This is a genomic window from Blautia sp. HCP28S3_G10 (assembly GCF_052065235.1).
GTDB lineage: Bacteria > Bacillota > Clostridia > Lachnospirales > Lachnospiraceae > Blautia_A.
The window spans coordinates 111,961-130,583 of record NZ_JBQHUL010000001.1 but is presented as its reverse complement, the minus strand read 5'-3'; the positions used below and the strand labels follow the sequence as shown (position 1 = coordinate 130,583).

Here is an 18,623-nt window from a genome sequence, read left to right as displayed (position 1 = left end):
TAAAAATGATACACAATATTGCCATTGACGGACCTGCCGGAGCCGGCAAAAGCACAATCGCAAAAAAAGTAGCAAAAGATCTGTCCTGTATTTATGTAGATACAGGAGCCATGTACCGTGCGATGGCTCTTTATCTCATCAGACAGAATGTAAACAGAAATGATACTGTTGAAATCGGCACCGTATGTCAGAATGCTGATATATCTATTGAATATCAGAACGGAGTACAGATTGTACTTCTCAACGGAGAAAACGTAAACGACTATCTTCGTACAGAAGAAGTAGGAAATATGGCTTCTGTAAGTTCGGCAGTTCCTGAAGTAAGACAAAAGCTTCTGGATCTTCAGCGCAAACTTGCCGCTTCCATGAGTGTTGTTATGGATGGCCGGGATATCGGTACAACTATTCTTCCTGATGCAGAAGTAAAGATTTATCTTACCGCAAGTTCCCTGACAAGAGCGAAGAGAAGATTTCTTGAACTTCAGGAAAAAGGAACCGACTGTGAACTTTCTGAAATCCAGAAAGATATTGAAGAACGTGATCAGCGAGATATGAACCGTACAGTTTCACCTCTCAAACAGGCCGAAGATGCAGTTCTGGTAGATTCTTCAGATATGACCGTTGATCAGGTAGTTGCCAGAATTCTTGAAATATATCATTCTAAAATTGCAGATGGAGAAACAGCTGATGAAAATTAAAGTTGCCGAAACCGCAGGTTTTTGTTTTGGTGTCAAACGTGCCGTTGATAAAGTATACCAGTTGATCGAAGAGGGTGTAAGCCCTATCTATACCCTTGGTCCGATCATACACAATGAAGAAGTAGTATCAGATCTCACTCAAAAAGGTGTGCAGGTAATCTCAGAAGATGATCTTCCATGTCTGAACAGGGGAACTGTCGTTATCCGTTCTCACGGAGTCGGCAAGCATATCTACGATCTTCTTCGTAAAACAGGACTTGATTATGTAGATGTTACCTGTCCTTTCGTTCTGAAGATTCACCGCATCGTCGAAAAAGAAAGCAATGACGGAAAACAAATCGTTATTTTCGGTGATCCGGATCACCCGGAAGTAAAGGGTATCTGTGGCTGGTGCAACGGTCCGTACACAGTTCTCTCCGGAAAAGAAGAAACTGAACATTTCACTCCTGTACCAGGAAAAGAACTGTGCGTCGTATCTCAGACGACATTTAATTACAACAAATTTAAAGAATTAGTTGAAATTCTCAGCAAAAAGAGTTATTATAATAATGTTTTAAATATTAGCAATATTTTAAACACTATTTGTAATGCTACTGAAGAACGGCAGAAAGAAGCAAAAAACATAGCCGGAGAGGTAGACACTATGCTGGTCATCGGTGGCAGGCGTAGTTCCAATACTCAAAAGCTGTTTGAAATATGCAAAGAGGAATGTGGAAATACTTACTATATACAAACACCTGTAGACTTGGATTCTGAAATGTTCCATCACAGTAGTTATGTAGGTATTACAGCAGGGGCATCCACCCCAAAGAAAATTATTGAGGAGGTTCAAGAACATGTCAGAATTAAGTTTTGAACAGATGCTGGAGGATTCCGTAAAAACAATCAGAAATGGAGAGATCGTACAGGGTACTGTCATCGACGTTAAAGAAGATGAAATCATCCTGAATATCGGGTATAAAGCAGACGGTATTATCACCAAAAGCGAATATTCTAATGACGCTTCCCTTGTACTGACTGATGCAGTTCATGTGGGAGACACAATGGAAGCTAAAGTTCTCAAAGTAAACGATGGTGAAGGACAGGTTATCCTCACATATAAGAGACTTGCCGCTGAAAAAGGCAACAAACGTCTGGAAGCAGCATTTGAGTCACAGGAAGTACTGAAAGCGCCTGTAACTCAGGTACTTGATGGAGGTCTCTGTGTTAATGTAGAAGAAGCAAGAGTATTTATTCCTGCAAGCCTTGTATCTGATACTTACGAAAAAGACCTTTCCAAATACGCAGATCAGGAAATTGAATTTGTTATCACAGAATTCAACCCGAGAAGACGTCGTATCATTGGTAACCGTAAACAGCTTCTTCTTGCAGAAAAAGCTGAAAAACAGAAAGCACTTATGGAAAAAATCAATGCAGGCGATGTTGTAACAGGTGTTGTAAAAAATGTTACAGATTTTGGTGCATTTATTGATCTTGGCGGAGCAGATGGTCTTCTTCATATTTCCGAAATGTCCTGGGGCAGAGTAGAAAACCCGAAAAAAGTATTTAACGTAGGTGACGAAGTAAAAGTTCTCATCAAAGAAATCAACGGAGACAAAATTGCATTATCCATGAAATTCCCGGAAGAGAATCCATGGCTTACAGCTGCAGAAAAATTTGCAGTAGGAAACGTTGTAACTGGTAAAGTTGCACGTATGACAGACTTTGGTGCATTTGTAGAACTTGCTCCTGGAATCGATGCACTTCTTCACGTTTCTCAGATTTCCAGAGAACATGTTGCAAAACCATCTGATGTTCTTTCCATCGGCCAGGAAATCGAAGCAAAAGTTGTTGATTTCAATGGCGAAGACAAAAAGATCAGCCTTAGCATGAAAGCTCTGGAAGCTCCTGCACAGGAAGAAGCAGAAGATACTGAAGCTTGATCGCAAAATTAAATATAATTTATAAAGAATATATAAAAAACTCCTGTTAATTAAATTAACGGGAGTTTTTTTATACTCTTATTACTTTTTAATGTTCCAGGTTTTTTTCAGTATATTCAAAAAATACGCAAATGTATGTTTAAGATACTGTTTCTGTTTTTGCTTATCTGCAAGGAAATCCTCATTACATTCAAACCAGGTATAACAATTTTCCAATGTTGCCGGCTTTTTCAGACTTTTGTCCATATATCTGCTCAAAGCTTTGGTAATGGCCATATCTTCCCCTGGAATATACTCATAATCTTTATAATTGCTGTAATGTTGTTTCAGTTTTCCATCTTTCAGATGAATCAGAAGTCGTGCTTCCTGACCTGATACGGTCAGATACATTTCAGGTATACTATTTGAAAAAGCAATCGGTACCTCATAGGGAAGGTTTAAACATACTGTCAGTTCCTGTTCATGACAATTTATCTTTTTTATCTCAAATTCATCTTGAAAAAAGCACCGATATTTCAGAAGATTCATAATCTGACCAAGTCCCAGCAAATCTTCCTGGTTGTGTCCCATAAGAGTTTCTGCCACAGATTCTTCCGTTTTTTTTATATAAGATCTGTACAGTCGGATACATTTTCCTCCATCACAGTACCTGCGGCCTGGCAAATGCATAAATTCTTCCATGTCCGGCTGCTTCATACGAGACAATTTTAACAAACTCTGATATGGTTTTAACAACTGATATATATCAATTGCAGGTATTTCACCAAAAGGAGAGTCTATTTCATTCTGTCGGAAACGTTCTTCAAGATATGGCTGGTCAAAGCGGTTTCCATTATACTGGATCGTACATGAGGCTCCTTCAAGGAAACCTGAAAAAGTCTCAAGAACAATTGACTCTTCCTGTGGTTTTTCCGCCATCCACTGGTAAAGAAACCAACTTTTTTCTTCCCACTTTACCGCCCCGATAAGGTAAAGAAAAGAAGTAAAACGGGAGAGTCCAGTTGTCTCAATATCGTAAAAAATGGGATTAAATTCTGACAATTTATTTTTTGAGTTCGACAATATTTTAACAGTAAAAATGTCTGGAAACCCTTGTAAAATAGGTATTTTTTTAACAATCATGTTATTTTTTTCCTTTCTCGATTGTATTTAATTATACACAATATTGGCTAAATTGGGTAGTGAATTTTTCGAAAAAAAGAGTTATATTATATATATGCATTTTGCGGCGACAAAGAAACAAGACAGAAAATATATGTGGGATTTTGTCTTATACATATTATAAATATAAATACTATCGTCTGCATCATGAAAAAGAAACTAAACATGAGTGAGACAAAATGCTCATGAAAAAGGAGGAAACAAATATATGGGAAAACTCACCTTTAAAGGCGGAATCCATCCTTACGACGGTAAGGAATTATCCAAAAACCAGCCAATTGAAAAGTATCTTCCCAAAGGAGATATGGCTTATCCGCTTTCTCAGCACATTGGTGCACCCGCTGTTCCCTGCGTAAAAAAGGGTGACCATGTACTTGCAGGACAGAAGATTGCCGATGCCGGTGGATTTGTATCTGCACCGATCCATGCTTCTGTATCAGGTACTGTGAAGGGAATTGAAAAAAGACTGACTGCTGTCGGAGCAATGGCTGATTCTATTATTATCGAAAACGACCAGCAGTACCAGGAAGTTGAATTCCAGCCTGCCAAACTGGAAGAGCTTTCACGAGAAGAAATACTGAACAGAATCAAAGAGGGCGGAGTAGTAGGTATGGGTGGTGCCGGTTTCCCGACACATGTCAAACTTGCACCGAAAGATCCTTCTAAAATCGAATATGTACTTGTAAACGGGGCAGAATGTGAACCATATCTTACCAGCGACTACAGAAGAATGCTGGAAGAGCCTGAAAAAGTTGTTGAAGGCCTTCGTGTTATTCTTTCTCTTTTTGACTCTGCGAAAGGTTTTATCTGTATTGAAGATAACAAACCTGACTGTATCTCAAAAATGAAAGAACTTGTCAAAGACGAACCGCGTATTGAAGTTAAAGAGCTTATGACCAAATACCCACAGGGCGGTGAGCGTACACTGATTTATGCTACTACCGGAAGAGAAATCAACTCCACCATGCTTCCTGCTGATGTCGGCTGTGTTGTTGATAATATCGATACTGTTGTTGCAGTATATAAAGCCGTTATCCTTGGAAGACCTGTTATGAGCAGAATTGTTACTATTACCGGTGAAGGAATCAATAATCCCAAGAACTATACCGTACTTACAGGAACTGATATGTCAGAACTGGTAGATGCTGCCGGCGGGCTGAAAGCAAAAATCGCAAAAGCAATCTCCGGTGGTCCTATGATGGGATTTGCACTTTATGATCTTCATATTCCATGTGTAAAAACAACATCTGCATTCCTGTTTCTGGAACACGATGCTGTTTCTGAATCGCAGGCAATCCAGACTGCTTGTATCAACTGCGGACGTTGCGTAGGTGTCTGTCCTGGTCATGTTCTTCCTGCGCGTCTTGCAACACTTGCTGAACGAGGTGATATGGCTGGTTTTGAAGCACTGGATGGTATGGAATGCTGTGAATGTGGATGCTGCAGTTATATCTGCCCGGCTAAGAGACCACTGACCCAGAGCATCAAATCTATGCGTAAAATGGTTCTTGCAGAACGCAGAAAGAAGAAATAAGGGGAGGATATAGGAAATGGAAGAAATGTATAATGTATCATCGAATCCCCATGTGAGGGACAAAATGACCACAAGCCGTATTATGCAGTTAGTTGTCATCGCACTGCTTCCGGCTACTCTGTTTGGAATCTGGAATTTCGGTCTTCATGCACTCCTTGTTGTGCTCGTAACAGTAATTTCCAGTGTGTTTTTTGAATGGCTTTATGACCGTCTGATGCATAAAAAAAACACGGTCAATGATTTCAGTGCCGTAGTTACCGGCCTTTTACTTGCTTTAAACATGCCGCCGCAGATTCCACTGTGGATGCCGGTACTTGGCAGTGCATTTGCTATCATTGTTGTAAAGCAGCTCTTTGGAGGTCTTGGACAGAACTTCATGAACCCGGCATTAGGTGCAAGATGTTTTCTTATGATTTCTTTTGCAGCTAAAATGACTGACTTCTCTGTATCCAAGAGTTACAGAGGTGTTCTTGATACAGTAACAGGTGCAACACCACTTGCCGCACTGAAAAAACAAGGCTTTGTTGCAGCATCATCTATTCCGGTAAAAGATCTCTTTATTGGTAATATTCAGGGAACAATCGGCGAGACATCTGCCCTTGCGATCCTGATAGGTGCAGTGATCCTTCTTGCATTTAAAGTTATTGATCTCAAAATCCCGCTTACATATATCGGAAGTTTTGCCATTTTTGTAATCTTCTATATGTTTGGTACTGGCATGGGATTTGATATCAACTATCTGTTAAGCCATCTGTTCGGAGGCGGACTTATGCTTGGTGCATGGTTCATGGCTACAGATTATGTCACAACACCGATCACACCTAAGGGACAGCTCGTATACGGCTGCTGTCTTGGTATTGTAACAGCCGTTTTCCGTCTGTTCGGCGGATCAGCAGAAGGTGTTTCCTATGCAATTATCTTCTGTAACTTACTGGTTCCGCTTATTGAAAAGGCAACCAAACCAGTAGCCTTTGGAAAAGGAGGTAAAAAGGCATGAATACAATCCTGAAAAACACCATTTCCATTACTGTTATTACTCTGGTTGCAGGTCTTGCCCTTGGTGTCGTACAGGACATTACAGCAGGCCCGATTGCGACACAGCAGGAAAAATCAAAAGAAGAAGCTTACAAAACAGTCTTTGAGGATGCTGATAAATTCGAAATCTATTCTGCTGATGATGATCTGACTTCTTATCTCAGCGATAATGGCTTTACAGCCCAGACAATTGACGAAATTATGGTAGCAGAAGATGCCTCAGGCGAAACACTGGGTTACGCATTCACAGTAACAGATTCCGAAGGTTACGGTGGAGATATCCAGTTTGCCATGGGTGTTCAGAATGACGGTACTTTAAACGGTATTTCTATTCTGTCCATCAGTGAAACTGCAGGTCTTGGAATGAAAGCCACTACTGACAGTTTCAAAGATCAGTTCAAAGATAAAAAAGTAGAAAAATTTACATACACAAAAACAGGTGCCACCTCAGATGATCAGATTGACGCTATCAGTGGTGCTACTATTACAACAAATGCCATGACAAACGGTGTCAATGCCGGACTTTGTGCATTTCAGTATGTGGAAGGAGGAGCAGAGTCATGAAAGCAAATACACCTGCTGAACGTCTTGTAAACGGTATTATTAAAGAAAATCCGACTTTTGTGCTGGTGCTTGGTATGTGTCCGACACTGGCTGTTACAACATCTGCAATCAATGGTATTGGTATGGGTCTTACTACAACAGTAGTACTGGCTGCATCCAACCTTATGATTTCTCTTTTAAGGAAATTTATTCCTGACGGAGTGCGTATGCCTGCATTTATCGTAGTTGTTGCTTCTTTCGTAACAATCGTACAGATGCTTCTTCAGGGCTTTATACCAACCCTGTATTCCGCACTTGGAATTTATATTCCTCTTATTGTTGTTAACTGTATTATCCTTGGTCGTGCAGAAGCATATGCTTCCAAAAATCCTCCAATTCCTTCATTATTTGATGGTATTGGTATGGGACTTGGTTTCACCTTAAGTATCACATGTATTGGTGCTGTTCGTGAATTTCTCGGTGCCGGACAGATTTTCGGAAAACAGATTCTTCCTCTGGCAGCAGACGGCAAATTTGGTTATGAACCGATCACAATCTTTATCCTTGCACCTGGAGCATTTTTCGTTCTGGCTATGCTTGCAGCACTTCAGAACAAATTCAAAGTTGGTGCAGCCAAAAAAGGAATTGATCCAAGTGAAGGCTGCGGTTGCTGTGCTGGTTGCGACAGTTGCGGAAATACTGCATGTAAAGGAGGTAAATAAGCATGAAAGAATTATTGATCATCCTTGTCAGCTCTGCCGTTGTACACAACGTAGTACTTAGCCAGTTCCTTGGTCTGTGTCCGTTTTTTGGTGTTTCCAAAAAAACTGAGACAGCTGTGGGAATGGGTGGAGCTCTTGTTTTCGTTATCACTCTGTCTTCCTTTGTAACAGGGCTTATTTACAATTTTATTCTTGTTCCTACAGGTATGGAATACTTACAGACAATTGTATTTATCCTTATTATTGCAGCACTTGTTCAGTTTGTGGAAATGTTTCTCAAGAAATGTATTCCTTCTCTTTATCAGGCACTCGGCGTTTATCTGCCACTGATCACTACAAACTGTGCAGTTCTCGGCGTAGCGCTTACAAACGTTCAGGATGAATATAACATTCTTCAGGGTACTGTAAACGGATTTGCAACAGCAGTAGGTTTCACAATTTCCATCACACTTATGGCTGGTATCCGTGAAAAAATTCAGTTTAATGATATTCCGGAATCATTCAAAGGCTTCCCGACCGTACTTCTTACAGCAGGTCTGATGGCCATTGCATTTTTCGGATTTTCAGGATTAATTTAAGGAGGCGTGATCATGAATATTGGAGCAATTATTACCGCAACCGTAGTTGTTGCAGCAGTCGGCCTCTTTATTGGTATCTTTCTTAGCATTGCAGGTAAGAAATTTGCCGTTGAAGTAGACGAAAAGGAAGTTGCTGTCCGCGAAGCACTTCCGGGAAATAACTGTGGTGGTTGTGGATACCCGGGCTGTGACGGACTTGCAGCTGCCATTGCCAAAGGAGAGGCACCTGTTAATGCATGTCCTGTTGGTGGAGATGCAGTTGGAAAAGTCATTGCCGGCATTATGGGACAGGAAGTTGTTGAAACTGCCCGCATGGCAGCATTTGTAAAATGTACCGGCACCTGTGACAAAACTAATAACAATTATAAATATACAGGTGTAGAAGACTGTGAGATGATGGCCTTCATTCCTGGTGGCGGATCAAAAGCATGTTCCTATGGCTGTATGGGATTCGGAAGCTGCGTTAAAGCATGTCCTTTCGACGCTATCCATATTGTAAACGGTGTTGCAGTTGTTGACCGTGAGGCTTGTAAAGCCTGCGGTAAATGTATTGCAAAATGTCCTCATCATCTGATCGAGCTTGCACCATATGTGCAGAAAACATTTGTTGGATGCAGCTCCCACGCAAAAGGAAAAACAGTTACATCTGCTTGCGAAATCGGATGTATCGGATGTAAAAAATGTGAAAAAACCTGTCCTAACGGTGCTATCACTGTTACAGATTTCTGTGCACATATTGATTATGAAAAATGTACAAATTGCGGCGCATGTAAAGAAGCCTGCCCAAGAGGTATCATTCTTTAATCTTCATATTTACGTATGTAACCTCCGGCCTGATAACATCAGGTCGGAGGCTTTTCTTTTTCCGAATAGATGTTTGCTTTTTGCTATCTGTTATGTTATGATTGGTAAAGCACAAATGCAGGAGTTATAATATGATTTCATTTATCAACGGCTATGTAGCTGATACAACAGAAAATTCAGTCATTATTGAAACTGGTGGAATAGGGTACGAGATATATATGACAGGCTCTGCTCTTGAACAGGCGGTCCGGACCGAAGGCAAACTTAAAGTGCATACATATTTTCATGTACGCGAAGATGCCATGCAGCTGTATGGCTTTTTATCCAAAGATGACCTGGAAATGTTTCGCCTGTTACTTGGTGTAAACGGAATCGGCCCCAAAGCAGCAATGGGTATTCTTTCCGGAATGACTTCTGATGAACTTCGTTTTGCAGTATTATCCGAAGATATCAAAACCATCTCCAAAGCACCTGGCATAGGCAAAAAAACTGCTCAGAAACTCATTCTTGAGTTGAAAGATAAATTAGAACTTGAAGATGCTTTTGAGAAAAAACTGGCTCATCAGCAGGAGACCGCCATGATCACAGGTGAAATTCTGCACGATGGACGTCAGGAAGCAGCAGAAGCGCTGATTGCACTGGGATACAGCAGTACCGATGCCATGAAGGCTGTACGTAAGGTAACTGGCGTGAACTTTGATGATGTAGAAGGTATTCTTAAGGCAGCCCTAAAACAGTTATAAACGGGAGCACCAATATAAATGGAAAAAAGAGTTATCACAACCGATGTCACAGAAGAGGATTTTCCTCTTGAAGGAAATCTGCGTCCTCAGACACTTGACGAATATATCGGTCAGGAAAAAACAAAAAACACACTGAAAATTTATATAGAAGCAGCCAAGCAGCGACATGATACACTGGATCATGTACTGTTTTATGGCCCTCCTGGACTCGGAAAAACAACTTTATCCGGTATTATTGCCAATGAGATGGGAGTTCATATGAAGGTTACTTCCGGTCCTGCAATCGAAAAACCCGGTGAAATGGCTGCCATTCTCAACAACCTTCAAGAGGGGGATATTCTCTTCGTTGATGAAATTCACCGTCTTAACAGGCAGGTAGAAGAAGTCCTTTATCCGGCAATGGAAGATTTTGCCATTGATATCATGATCGGCAAAGGAGCTTCTGCACGTTCCATACGTCTTGACCTTCCGAAATTCACTCTCGTAGGAGCAACAACACGTGCCGGGCTTCTTTCAGCACCACTGCGTGACCGTTTTGGAGTCATGCATCATCTTGAATTCTATAATCAAAAAGAACTTCAGACTATCATCATGCGTTCAGCAGAAGTACTCAATGTTGAAATCGCCCCCAAAGGTGCTGCTGAAATAGCCAAACGTTCCCGCGGGACTCCGCGTCTTGCCAACAGACTGCTAAAAAGAGTCCGTGATTTTGCACAGGTCAAATATGACGGAAAAATCACTTTTGATGTGGCTGCCTTTGCCCTTGATCTTCTGGAAGTAGATCAGTATGGCCTTGACAAAATCGACCGAAGAATTCTTCAGACACTTATTGTTAATTTTAAGGGAGGGCCTGTAGGTCTGGAAACTCTGGCTGCTGCCATAGGCGAAGATGCAGGCACTCTGGAAGACGTATATGAGCCATATCTGCTGCAAAACGGTTTCCTGAACAGAACCCCCAGAGGCCGCATTGCATCTGATCTGGCTTATAAGCATCTGGGAATCGAAAAGAAATCGTAAAAATTCCTATACATTTCTACAAAATTCGATTATAATCAATAAGAGAATTAATTACACAGGAGGCTTGTTATGGCAGTCAAAAATACGGCGCAGGTAGTAATCGGCGGAAAGATCATTACGTTAGGTGGCTACGAATCTGAAGAGTATTTTCAGAAAGTAGCATCATATATAAATAACAAAATAGCAGAATTAAGCGAAATGCCAGGATATTCCCGGCAGCCTGTAGAAACGAAACACACTCTGATCAGTCTGAATATCACGGATGATTATTTCAAAGCCAAAAAACAGGCAGAAATTTTTGAACAGGATCTTCAGCAGAAGGATCAGGAAATGTACGAGTTGAAGCATGAACTGATCGCTCTTCGTATGAAAATAGAAGAAACCGAAAAAAAGGAGCAGGAAACTGCACACCAGAAAGAACTTCTGGAGGGAAAAGTCAGAGAACTCGAGGGAGAAATCGACAAATTACTAAAATAATTCAGAAAGAGGGGATTGCTTCGGTAGTCCCCTTCATTCATTTATGTATGAAAGGAATTGGACATTTTGGACAAATATAATATTGAACTTCTTGCCCCTGCCGGTTCTTACGATGCATTTCTGGCAGCACTTGGTGCAGGTGCAGACGCAGTATACGTAGGCGGTCCCGATTTTGGTGCCAGAGCCTACGCACAAAATTTTACACAGGATGAACTTGTCAGTGCTATAGAAACAGCACACATTCACGGCAGAAAACTTTATCTGACTGTAAACACACTTCTGAAAAACAAAGAAATCCAGGACAGGCTCTATCAGTCACTGCTTCCTGTATATGAAGCAGGCCTGGATGCAGTTATCATACAGGATTTGGGGGTTTTTCAGTTTATACGCCAAAATTTTCCTGGTCTTCATCTGCATGCAAGTACACAGATGACCGTTACCGGACCTGAGGGAATGAAATTTCTCGAAGAACAGGGCGCTTCCAGAATTGTTGCGGCACGTGAACTGAGTCTCCGCGAAATTTCTGATATGCACAATGCCAGTCCCATTGAAATAGAAGCTTTTATTCATGGAGCTCTGTGTTACAGTTTTTCCGGTCAGTGTCTTATGAGCAGTATGCTAGGAGGCAGAAGCGGAAACCGCGGACGCTGCGCACAGCCATGCCGCCTTTCTTATCAGGTCCGTGAAGAAACAGGACATTACAGTAACCGGAAAGAATTCTGTCCTTTAAGTCTGAAAGATATCTGCACCATTGACATACTTCCGGAAATTCTTAAAGCAGGAGTTGTATCACTGAAAATTGAAGGCCGCATGAAACAGCCTGAATACACAGCCGGTGTTACTTCCATTTACCGCAAATACCTTGATCTTTGTCTCAGTGATCCCTCTCACTATCAGGTTGAAGAGAAAGATCGCAGATATCTTCTTGATATTTTTAACCGCGGAGGTTCCTGTCAGGGCTATTTCAAACAGTATAACGGTCCTTCCATGATGGCTTTCACCAATGACAAAAAATCAGGCAATATTTCTGTTCATATAACACAACCTAAAGAAAAAATTAAGGGAAATTTAATCTTGTATCCACAAAGTCCTGCTATACTGAAAGTATCCTGCAGAAATTTTCATACAACAGTTTCCCTTGGCGAAGTACAGATAGCCAAAGACAGGCCTATGTCAGAAGACAGGATACGTCAGCAGATGAACAAACTGGGCAATTCCGAATTCTATTGGGAATTTCTGGATATTCAGATGGGAGAAAACATTTTTATCCCTGTGAAAATTCTAAACGAACTGCGACGCACTGCACTTCACGATCTACGGGAACAGATCTGCGGCAAAATGCGCAGAGTCGCCTCTAAACCACCGTTTTATGCAGCATCAGATATCAGAAATACCACTTCACAGCAAGATGGATTTTATGTTTCCTGCGAAACTCCTGAGCAGGCACTTATACTCTGTAAAAGAGATTCCATCAAAGGTATGTATCTTTATCCTGATGCAATGCAGCAGTGCCTGCAAATGGGAATACAGAACTCCAAAGACCTGTTTCTGACACTTCCCTATATCACACGCGGAAATGTACCTGCCGCCTTTATCCTCACAAGCAGGGAATGGCTGAAATCAGGAATGAAGGGATTTCTTATAAGAAATCTTGAAAGTTACGGAATTCTTAAAAAAGCCGGTCTGGAAAAATACTGTATACTGGATGCCTCCATGTATACCTGGAATAACGAGGCAGTTTCTTTCTGGAATGATCAGGGTATTTTCCGCAATACAATCCCTCTGGAACTCAATGAAAAAGAACTGCTGCACAGAAATAATCAAAACAGTGATTGTATCATCTACGGATACAGTCCGCTGATGCTGTCTGCACAGTGTGTAAGAAAAAACTGTCTGCAATGCGACAAAAATCAGCACAAAATGATTCTTAAAGACCGGTATGACAAAGAATTTACCTGCGTATGCGTCTGTGATCCATGGAAAACAGGGACTACAGGTCCGCAGAATTACTGTTATAATATTTTATATAACAGCATCCCCTATGGTCTTCTTAAAGAAGCAGATCATGTCAGAAAGCTTGGTGCCGGAGAACTCCGCCTTAATTTTACACTTGAATCTCCTGCACAGGCAGCAGAAATCATGAAGGATTTTGAAGCCGTATATCTTAATGGTCAAATTCCTTCCAGCCACGACTTTACAAAAGGACATTTTAAAAGAGGAGCCGAATAAGGTATATGATTAATGTAATTGTTGAACTGTCCAAATACATCATCCTGACACTGATGATCGTATATACGTTTCATTGTTTCTATGCAGTACGACAGCCAGATAATGATGAACGTAATGAATTACTACAGAGACAGCTTACGCTGATTTTTTCCATGGACTTCATGGCGTTTCTTGTGATCTATCTGAAAACTTTTGATTTTAAGGTAGTTCAGTTTTATGTGGAAATGCTGGGATTTTTTGCTATTATCCAGATACTCTACCGTATCTTTTATAAAAAAGCGTCTCTGCTCCTTCTTAATAACATGTGCATGCTTTTAAGCATCGGATTTATCATGTTATGCAGACTGGATATCACAACTGCCAACAAACAGCTGCTTATCGCTTCAGCTGCAAATATCATAGCACTTGTCATTCCGGTTATGATCCGTAAGATGCGTTTTTTACGTAAACTTACATGGATTTATGCCGCTATTGGTATCATCCTTCTGGCAGCAGTATTTGTTCTTGCAAGGACAAGCTACGGAGCCAAACTTTCCCTGCTTGGAGTTCAGCCTTCAGAGGCGATCAAAATCACCTTCGTATTTTTCCTTGCCTCATTCCTGTCCAGAGATATCAGTTTCCGTGCAGTTATACAGGTTTCAGTCGTTGCAGCACTCCATGTCGGTATTCTGGTATTATCCAGGGATCTCGGAAGTGCCGTTATCTTTTTTGCTGCATATCTTGTAATGGTTTTTGTAGCGACCCGCAATGCTGGTTATCTTGCTCTGGGAATTGCCGGCGGAAGCGCAGCCTCTGTAGTTGCCTATCATCTTTTCGGTCATGTAAGGCAGCGTGTAAGCGCCTGGAAAGACCCTATGGCCGTTTATCAGAATGAAGGCTATCAGATTGTGCAGTCGCTTTTTGCCATCGGCACAGGCGGATGGTTCGGTATGGGCCTATGTCAGGGATCCCCTGAATCAATCCCTGTTGTCAAAAACGACTTTATTTTCAGTGCAATCTGTGAGGAACTGGGAGGGATTTTTGCAATCTGTCTTATCCTTGTGTGCATGAGCTTTTTTCTGATGATTGTTAATATAGCACTGCGTATCATTAATCCTTTTTATAAACTGATTGCCCTTGGTCTCGGTACAGAATATGCCTTTCAGGTATTCCTGACCATCGGTGGCGCCAGTAAATTTATTCCGATGACCGGAGTCACACTTCCCCTTGTAAGTTATGGTGGAAGTTCTGTGCTCAGTACGATCATCATGCTTGCAATTATCCAGGGACTATATATTTTAAGAGAAGATGAGGATGAAGAATTTGAGAAGAGAAGAAAAGAAGCAGTTCAGAGAATACGAGCAAGAGAGGAAGCAGGCAGAACGGGCCAGATCTAAACGGCGCCGGGGCAGAAACCGCGAATATACTTTCGTATCTATTTTCTTTGTTGCCATATTTATGGGACTGATCGGATATCTCATTTACTTTAACGCTGTTAAAAGTGACAGTTTTATAAACAGTCCTTATAATACCAGACAGGATACTTTTGCCGACAGGGTAGTACGTGGAAAAATCATGTCTTCAGACGGTGAAATCCTTGCTGAAACCGAGGTAGACGATGATGGTACTGAAACACGTGTGTATCCTTACAACAATATATTTGCCCATGTAGTCGGTTATGATACTAATGGAAAAAGTGGTCTGGAATCCGAAGCGAATTTTCAGCTTCTGACTTCCCATGAATTTTTCCTTACTCAGATCAAAAATGAATTTCTCGGTACCAAAAATACCGGGGATACTGTTATATCCACTTTGCGTGAGGATCTTCAGACAACTGCGTACCAGTCTCTTGGAGACAGGAAAGGCGCTGTTGTGGCGCTGGAACCATCTACCGGAAAAATTCTTGCAATGGTCAGCAAACCTGATTTTGATCCAAACAGTATTTCTTCTGAATGGGAAACACTTGTAAATGATGAAACAAACAGCAGTCTGCTGAACAGGGCAACCATGGGACAGTACCCTCCGGGTTCCACGTTCAAAATTGTTACCGCACTTGATTATTTCCGCACAAAGGGAAGTTTTAACGGCTTCTCATATAACTGTCAGGGAACGGTTACTCTTGATGGACATACTATTCACTGCTACAACAGCACTGTTCACGGACAGGAAGATTTTTACACTGCTTTTGCCAACTCCTGTAACTGTGCTTTCGCAGAGATAGGTACAGAACTGGGCGGCGAGTCTCTTCTGAGAACCAGTGAAGATCTCCTTTTTAATAAGAAACTTCCTCTGTCATCCTATCGTAAAAGCTCTTTTACTCTGAACGGCAAATCGGGAATACCGCTGACAATGCAGACTGCCATCGGACAGGGAAACACTCTTGTTTCTCCTATGCACATGGCTCTTATTACCAGCGCAATTGCTAATGGTGGTGTGCTTATGAAACCGTATCTTATCGACAAAGTTCAAAATGCCAGTGGTGATCTTATCAGCACAACTGATCCGGATGCCTATACCAGACTGATGACAGACAATGAAGCTTCTCTGCTTGCGAAGCTGATGCAGGGCGTTGTAGAAAAAGGTACTGCAAGTGCCCTGAATGGAAGAGGCTATACCGTTGCCGGCAAAACAGGTTCTGCTGAATATGATGAAAACGGATCCAGCCATTCCTGGTTTATCGGTTATTCCAACATAGATGATCCAGACCTTGTTGTAGCAGTTATTGTGGAAGGTGGTGGCACAGGAAGTGAAGCAGCAGTGCCTATTGCGGCCGATCTTTTTGATGCGTATCACTTTGACTGACAGTATTCCTGATAACTTATAGTTGTCAGGGCACAAAAAAAGAGGTATACTATATGCAGTTCAGGATATGAAACTCACACGCATTACAGGAGGAAATTGCAATATGATAGAAGCAACGAGCTGTGGCGGTGTGGTAATTTATCGTGGTAAGATACTGGCACTGTATAAGTCTTATAAGAACCGTTATGAAGGCTGGGTACTGCCAAAAGGAACTGTAGAAGAAGGCGAAACACATATACAGACTGCACTCAGGGAGGTGCAGGAAGAAGCAGGTGTAAAAGCCACCGTTGTAAAATATATTGGCAAAAGTCATTATAATTTTTCAGTTCCTGAAGACGTTGTTACAAAAGAAGTACACTGGTATCTGATGACGGCAGATAATTATCATAGCAGACCTCAGAGAGAAGAATTTTTTATCGATTCAGGTTACTATAAATTCCATGAAGTTTATCATCTTCTTCGTTTTTCCAACGAAAAGCAGATTGTTGAACGTGCTTATCAGGAATATCTGAATCTGAGAAGTCAGGGACTCTGGGGAAAACAGCGACGAAGTGAATAACTTACGTCCAGAATAAGACATCAATAGGGACTGTGTTTTTACGCAGTCCTGTTTAGATTAAAAATATCTGGGGAAACTGTAACTGTAAGCTTTCCCGGCCAAAGGAGCAGCAAACTGCCATGTTGAAATGGAACAGGAATCTATTAATTGGAGAGAATATCAAAAATATCCAAAAAATTCAGAAAAAGCTAGATTCCGGCAGACCATTACCAGGAATCTATCTGGTGACCCTGTCAGATAATCCCTCCGTCCTGCTGGAAATTCTCCCTGCCCTGACATTAATGCAGGAAGCTGCAGCGGATATATGTCCTGAAATCATAGGCATAACCAAGGGCAAAGACGTTGCCTTTGATATGGTTTCAGATATTATCCATGAAGTATATCACGAGACCGGTGAGTTCCGGATCAAAGAATATTGGAAAAACAGGTGAATCTATGCTACATGTTCTGTGGTTACTTGCAAAAATCATACTAATCATTGTCGGATGTATACTCGGACTTATTTTATTGATTCTTCTGCTGATTCTTTTTTGTCCGGTTCGCTACAGGGGAACACTTTCAAAAGAAACAAACTTCTTCAGAGAACTGACTGCCGGAGGAAAGGTCAGCTGGCTTTTCGGGCTGATTGCATTGAAATGTAGATTCTGGAATGGACAGTTCACAAAGGAAATCTATATTTTAGGAATTCCACTCCTGAGACTCCTGAAGTTTTTGCGCAGTCGGAATTCTCAGCCTTTATTGGATTCTTCTCCAGCCAGCAGCAAATCTTTCTCTGATTTGACGGAAACAGAAGATGAAATCCCGATACATCACATAAAACAACCGGAAATATTTTCCTCTGAATCAGATTCTGATACAGAAAATGATGAATCTGAAGAATTTTATCAGGAAATAAAAGAAACCGGTGAAAATTTTTTCTTCAGACTCGGGAATAGATTACGTGCGTTTTGGGAGAAAATAAAAAAAATATATTATAAAATCAGAGGAATTCCTCTGACTGTACAGAAATTTTCATCAACAATCCAAAGTACCTGCACCAAAATAGACTGGTGGAAAAAATTTCTTGGACATCCCAGAACAAAAGCAGCTCTTTCACAGGCCAGAGCTTCTGCTTTCCGTCTGTTGAAACATGTTTTTCCAACCAGGGCAACTGGTCATATAACATTCGGCAGCAGTGATCCGTCAATTACAGGTACTGTACTTGCTGTTCTGGGAATGACTATCCCACTGCATCAAAATTGTATTCAGGTTACACCTGTATTTGAAAACCAAAATTTTATACAGGGTAATATTAATCTGAAAGGCAGAGTTTATGGAATTGTTTTTCTGCAAACTGCAATCAGATTATATTTTAACAAAAATATCAAATATGTGATCCACAGATGGAAACACAGGGAGGGCTGAATATGTCAGGCGAAAATAATTTTAAAGATACTGTTAATTCACTTTTTAAGGGTATGGATGCCTTTATCTCTGCCAAAACAGTAGTCGGAGATGCCATTCATGTAGGAGATACCATTATTCTTCCTCTTGTTGATGTATCTTTCGGTGTAGGTGCTGGTGCTTTTGAAGGTGATAAAAAAAGCAATGGTGGTGGCGGTATGACCGGGAAACTTACTCCAAGTGCCGTACTGGTAATCCAGAATGGTACAACCAAGCTTGTTAATGTCAAAAATCAGGATGGACTTACCAAAGTTCTTGATATGGTTCCTGATTTTGTTGATCGTTTTGCTTCAGGATTCGGGAAATCAGATTCTGATGAAACAACAGAAGATTAAGGAGTATACAGAAAGTTTTTCCGCATAGAATAGTATAAGCCC

20 protein-coding genes are annotated in these 18,623 nt (G+C 41.1%); 19 read left to right on the top strand and 1 reads right to left on the bottom strand.

Annotation, left to right across the window (positions count from 1 at the left end):
* The first annotated feature begins 5 nt into the window (after window positions 1–5).
* The 3 genes from cmk to rpsA are packed head-to-tail and all read left to right on the top strand — an operon-like array spanning window position 6 to window position 2,620.
* Window positions 6–698 (top strand): (d)CMP kinase, encoded by a 693-nt coding sequence (cmk, locus tag ACTNB8_RS00640; RefSeq protein ID WP_441051370.1) that lies wholly within the window; start codon window positions 6–8, stop codon window positions 696–698.
* Window positions 688–1,554 (top strand): 4-hydroxy-3-methylbut-2-enyl diphosphate reductase, encoded by an 867-nt coding sequence (gene ispH, locus ACTNB8_RS00635; protein ID WP_441051368.1) that lies wholly within the window; start codon window positions 688–690, stop codon window positions 1,552–1,554. The genes cmk and ispH overlap by 11 nt, the downstream gene beginning before the upstream one ends.
* A complete protein-coding gene (gene rpsA / locus ACTNB8_RS00630) occupies window positions 1,535–2,620 on the top strand; it encodes a 30S ribosomal protein S1 (protein WP_296155760.1) in 1,086 nt (361 codons plus the stop codon). Before ispH ends, rpsA begins: the two co-directional genes overlap by 20 nt.
* Before the next feature lie 81 nt (window positions 2,621–2,701).
* On the opposite strand, the gene ACTNB8_RS00625 is transcribed toward rpsA, so the two are convergent.
* Window positions 2,702–3,742 carry a ribonuclease H-like domain-containing protein gene (locus ACTNB8_RS00625; protein WP_441051367.1) on the bottom strand — a complete coding sequence of 347 codons (1,041 nt, stop codon included), beginning with the start codon at window positions 3,740–3,742 and terminating at the stop codon, window positions 2,702–2,704.
* A 247-nt stretch (window positions 3,743–3,989) separates the two neighbouring features.
* Between ACTNB8_RS00625 and rsxC the strand changes: the two genes are divergently transcribed.
* The 16 genes from rsxC to ACTNB8_RS00545 all read left to right on the top strand — a co-directional run bounded on the left by rsxC (window position 3,990) and on the right by ACTNB8_RS00545 (window position 18,581).
* On the top strand, window positions 3,990–5,315 hold the full coding sequence (rsxC, locus tag ACTNB8_RS00620) for an electron transport complex subunit RsxC (protein ID WP_441051365.1): 1,326 nt from the start codon (window positions 3,990–3,992) through the stop codon (window positions 5,313–5,315).
* 16 nt (window positions 5,316–5,331) lie between these two features.
* A complete protein-coding gene (locus ACTNB8_RS00615) occupies window positions 5,332–6,312 on the top strand; it encodes an RnfABCDGE type electron transport complex subunit D (protein WP_296155765.1) in 981 nt (326 codons plus the stop codon).
* Window positions 6,309–6,914 carry an RnfABCDGE type electron transport complex subunit G gene (locus ACTNB8_RS00610; protein ID WP_441051364.1) on the top strand — a complete coding sequence of 202 codons (606 nt, stop codon included), beginning with the start codon at window positions 6,309–6,311 and terminating at the stop codon, window positions 6,912–6,914. Before ACTNB8_RS00615 ends, ACTNB8_RS00610 begins: the two co-directional genes overlap by 4 nt.
* On the top strand, window positions 6,911–7,615 hold the full coding sequence (rsxE, locus tag ACTNB8_RS00605; protein WP_441051363.1) for an electron transport complex subunit RsxE: 705 nt from the start codon (window positions 6,911–6,913) through the stop codon (window positions 7,613–7,615). The genes ACTNB8_RS00610 and rsxE overlap by 4 nt, the downstream gene beginning before the upstream one ends.
* A 2-nt stretch (window positions 7,616–7,617) precedes the next feature.
* Window positions 7,618–8,193: an electron transport complex protein RnfA gene (locus ACTNB8_RS00600; RefSeq protein WP_296155771.1), complete on the top strand. Its 576-nt coding sequence runs from the start codon at window positions 7,618–7,620 to the stop codon at window positions 8,191–8,193.
* Between the two features lie 12 nt (window positions 8,194–8,205).
* Window positions 8,206–8,997, top strand: a complete 792-nt coding sequence (locus ACTNB8_RS00595; protein ID WP_441051360.1) for an RnfABCDGE type electron transport complex subunit B — start codon at window positions 8,206–8,208, stop codon at window positions 8,995–8,997.
* A gap of 131 nt (window positions 8,998–9,128) precedes the next feature.
* Entirely contained in the window at window positions 9,129–9,740 is a 612-nt protein-coding gene (gene ruvA / locus ACTNB8_RS00590) for a Holliday junction branch migration protein RuvA (protein ID WP_441051359.1), read from the top strand.
* 18 nt (window positions 9,741–9,758) lie between these two features.
* A complete protein-coding gene (gene ruvB, locus ACTNB8_RS00585; RefSeq protein ID WP_441051357.1) occupies window positions 9,759–10,757 on the top strand; it encodes a Holliday junction branch migration DNA helicase RuvB in 999 nt (332 codons plus the stop codon).
* A 69-nt stretch (window positions 10,758–10,826) separates the two neighbouring features.
* The gene (locus ACTNB8_RS00580) at window positions 10,827–11,234 is read left to right on the top strand and encodes a cell division protein ZapA (protein WP_296155779.1); all 408 of its coding nucleotides are present in this window, start codon (window positions 10,827–10,829) and stop codon (window positions 11,232–11,234) included.
* A 66-nt stretch (window positions 11,235–11,300) separates the two neighbouring features.
* Complete coding sequence (locus ACTNB8_RS00575; RefSeq protein ID WP_441051354.1) at window positions 11,301–13,463, top strand: peptidase U32 family protein; 2,163 nt, start codon at window positions 11,301–11,303, stop codon at window positions 13,461–13,463.
* Between the two features lie 5 nt (window positions 13,464–13,468).
* Window positions 13,469–14,839 carry an FtsW/RodA/SpoVE family cell cycle protein gene (locus tag ACTNB8_RS00570; protein WP_441051352.1) on the top strand — a complete coding sequence of 457 codons (1,371 nt, stop codon included), beginning with the start codon at window positions 13,469–13,471 and terminating at the stop codon, window positions 14,837–14,839.
* A complete protein-coding gene (locus tag ACTNB8_RS00565) occupies window positions 14,751–16,244 on the top strand; it encodes a peptidoglycan D,D-transpeptidase FtsI family protein (RefSeq protein ID WP_441051349.1) in 1,494 nt (497 codons plus the stop codon). The genes ACTNB8_RS00570 and ACTNB8_RS00565 overlap by 89 nt, the downstream gene beginning before the upstream one ends.
* Window positions 16,245–16,347: 103 nt before the next feature.
* Window positions 16,348–16,803, top strand: a complete 456-nt coding sequence (locus ACTNB8_RS00560; protein WP_441051346.1) for an NUDIX hydrolase — start codon at window positions 16,348–16,350, stop codon at window positions 16,801–16,803.
* Window positions 16,804–16,922: 119 nt separating this feature from the next.
* The gene (locus tag ACTNB8_RS00555; RefSeq protein WP_441051344.1) at window positions 16,923–17,234 is read left to right on the top strand and encodes a hypothetical protein; all 312 of its coding nucleotides are present in this window, start codon (window positions 16,923–16,925) and stop codon (window positions 17,232–17,234) included.
* Between the two features lie 4 nt (window positions 17,235–17,238).
* On the top strand, window positions 17,239–18,207 hold the full coding sequence (locus ACTNB8_RS00550) for a DUF2953 domain-containing protein (protein WP_441051341.1): 969 nt from the start codon (window positions 17,239–17,241) through the stop codon (window positions 18,205–18,207).
* 2 nt (window positions 18,208–18,209) lie between these two features.
* Entirely contained in the window at window positions 18,210–18,581 is a 372-nt protein-coding gene (locus ACTNB8_RS00545; protein ID WP_296155791.1) for a GerW family sporulation protein, read from the top strand.
* The last annotated feature ends 42 nt before the right edge of the window (window positions 18,582–18,623 follow it).

What these genes read in the sequence shown, in the direction of transcription:
- rpsA (WP_296155760.1), top strand. Translation starts at nt 1,535, where the DNA reads ATGTCAGAATTAAGTTTTGAACAGATGCTGGAGGATTCCGTAAAAACA.
- ACTNB8_RS00610 (WP_441051364.1), top strand. Translation starts at nt 6,309, where the DNA reads ATGAATACAATCCTGAAAAACACCATTTCCATTACTGTTATTACTCTG.
- ACTNB8_RS00560 (WP_441051346.1), top strand. Translation starts at nt 16,348, where the DNA reads ATGATAGAAGCAACGAGCTGTGGCGGTGTGGTAATTTATCGTGGTAAG.
- ACTNB8_RS00570 (WP_441051352.1), top strand. Translation starts at nt 13,469, where the DNA reads ATGATTAATGTAATTGTTGAACTGTCCAAATACATCATCCTGACACTG.
- ACTNB8_RS00615 (WP_296155765.1), top strand. Translation starts at nt 5,332, where the DNA reads ATGGAAGAAATGTATAATGTATCATCGAATCCCCATGTGAGGGACAAA.
- ACTNB8_RS00545 (WP_296155791.1), top strand. Translation starts at nt 18,210, where the DNA reads ATGTCAGGCGAAAATAATTTTAAAGATACTGTTAATTCACTTTTTAAG.
- ACTNB8_RS00600 (WP_296155771.1), top strand. Translation starts at nt 7,618, where the DNA reads ATGAAAGAATTATTGATCATCCTTGTCAGCTCTGCCGTTGTACACAAC.
- ruvB (WP_441051357.1), top strand. Translation starts at nt 9,759, where the DNA reads ATGGAAAAAAGAGTTATCACAACCGATGTCACAGAAGAGGATTTTCCT.
- ACTNB8_RS00625 (WP_441051367.1), bottom strand. Translation starts at nt 3,742, where the DNA reads ATGATTGTTAAAAAAATACCTATTTTACAAGGGTTTCCAGACATTTTT.
- ruvA (WP_441051359.1), top strand. Translation starts at nt 9,129, where the DNA reads ATGATTTCATTTATCAACGGCTATGTAGCTGATACAACAGAAAATTCA.
- ACTNB8_RS00595 (WP_441051360.1), top strand. Translation starts at nt 8,206, where the DNA reads ATGAATATTGGAGCAATTATTACCGCAACCGTAGTTGTTGCAGCAGTC.
- ACTNB8_RS00580 (WP_296155779.1), top strand. Translation starts at nt 10,827, where the DNA reads ATGGCAGTCAAAAATACGGCGCAGGTAGTAATCGGCGGAAAGATCATT.
- rsxC (WP_441051365.1), top strand. Translation starts at nt 3,990, where the DNA reads ATGGGAAAACTCACCTTTAAAGGCGGAATCCATCCTTACGACGGTAAG.
- ACTNB8_RS00555 (WP_441051344.1), top strand. Translation starts at nt 16,923, where the DNA reads ATGTTGAAATGGAACAGGAATCTATTAATTGGAGAGAATATCAAAAAT.
- ispH (WP_441051368.1), top strand. Translation starts at nt 688, where the DNA reads ATGAAAATTAAAGTTGCCGAAACCGCAGGTTTTTGTTTTGGTGTCAAA.
- ACTNB8_RS00565 (WP_441051349.1), top strand. Translation starts at nt 14,751, where the DNA reads ATGAGGATGAAGAATTTGAGAAGAGAAGAAAAGAAGCAGTTCAGAGAA.
- ACTNB8_RS00550 (WP_441051341.1), top strand. Translation starts at nt 17,239, where the DNA reads ATGCTACATGTTCTGTGGTTACTTGCAAAAATCATACTAATCATTGTC.
- rsxE (WP_441051363.1), top strand. Translation starts at nt 6,911, where the DNA reads ATGAAAGCAAATACACCTGCTGAACGTCTTGTAAACGGTATTATTAAA.
- cmk (WP_441051370.1), top strand. Translation starts at nt 6, where the DNA reads ATGATACACAATATTGCCATTGACGGACCTGCCGGAGCCGGCAAAAGC.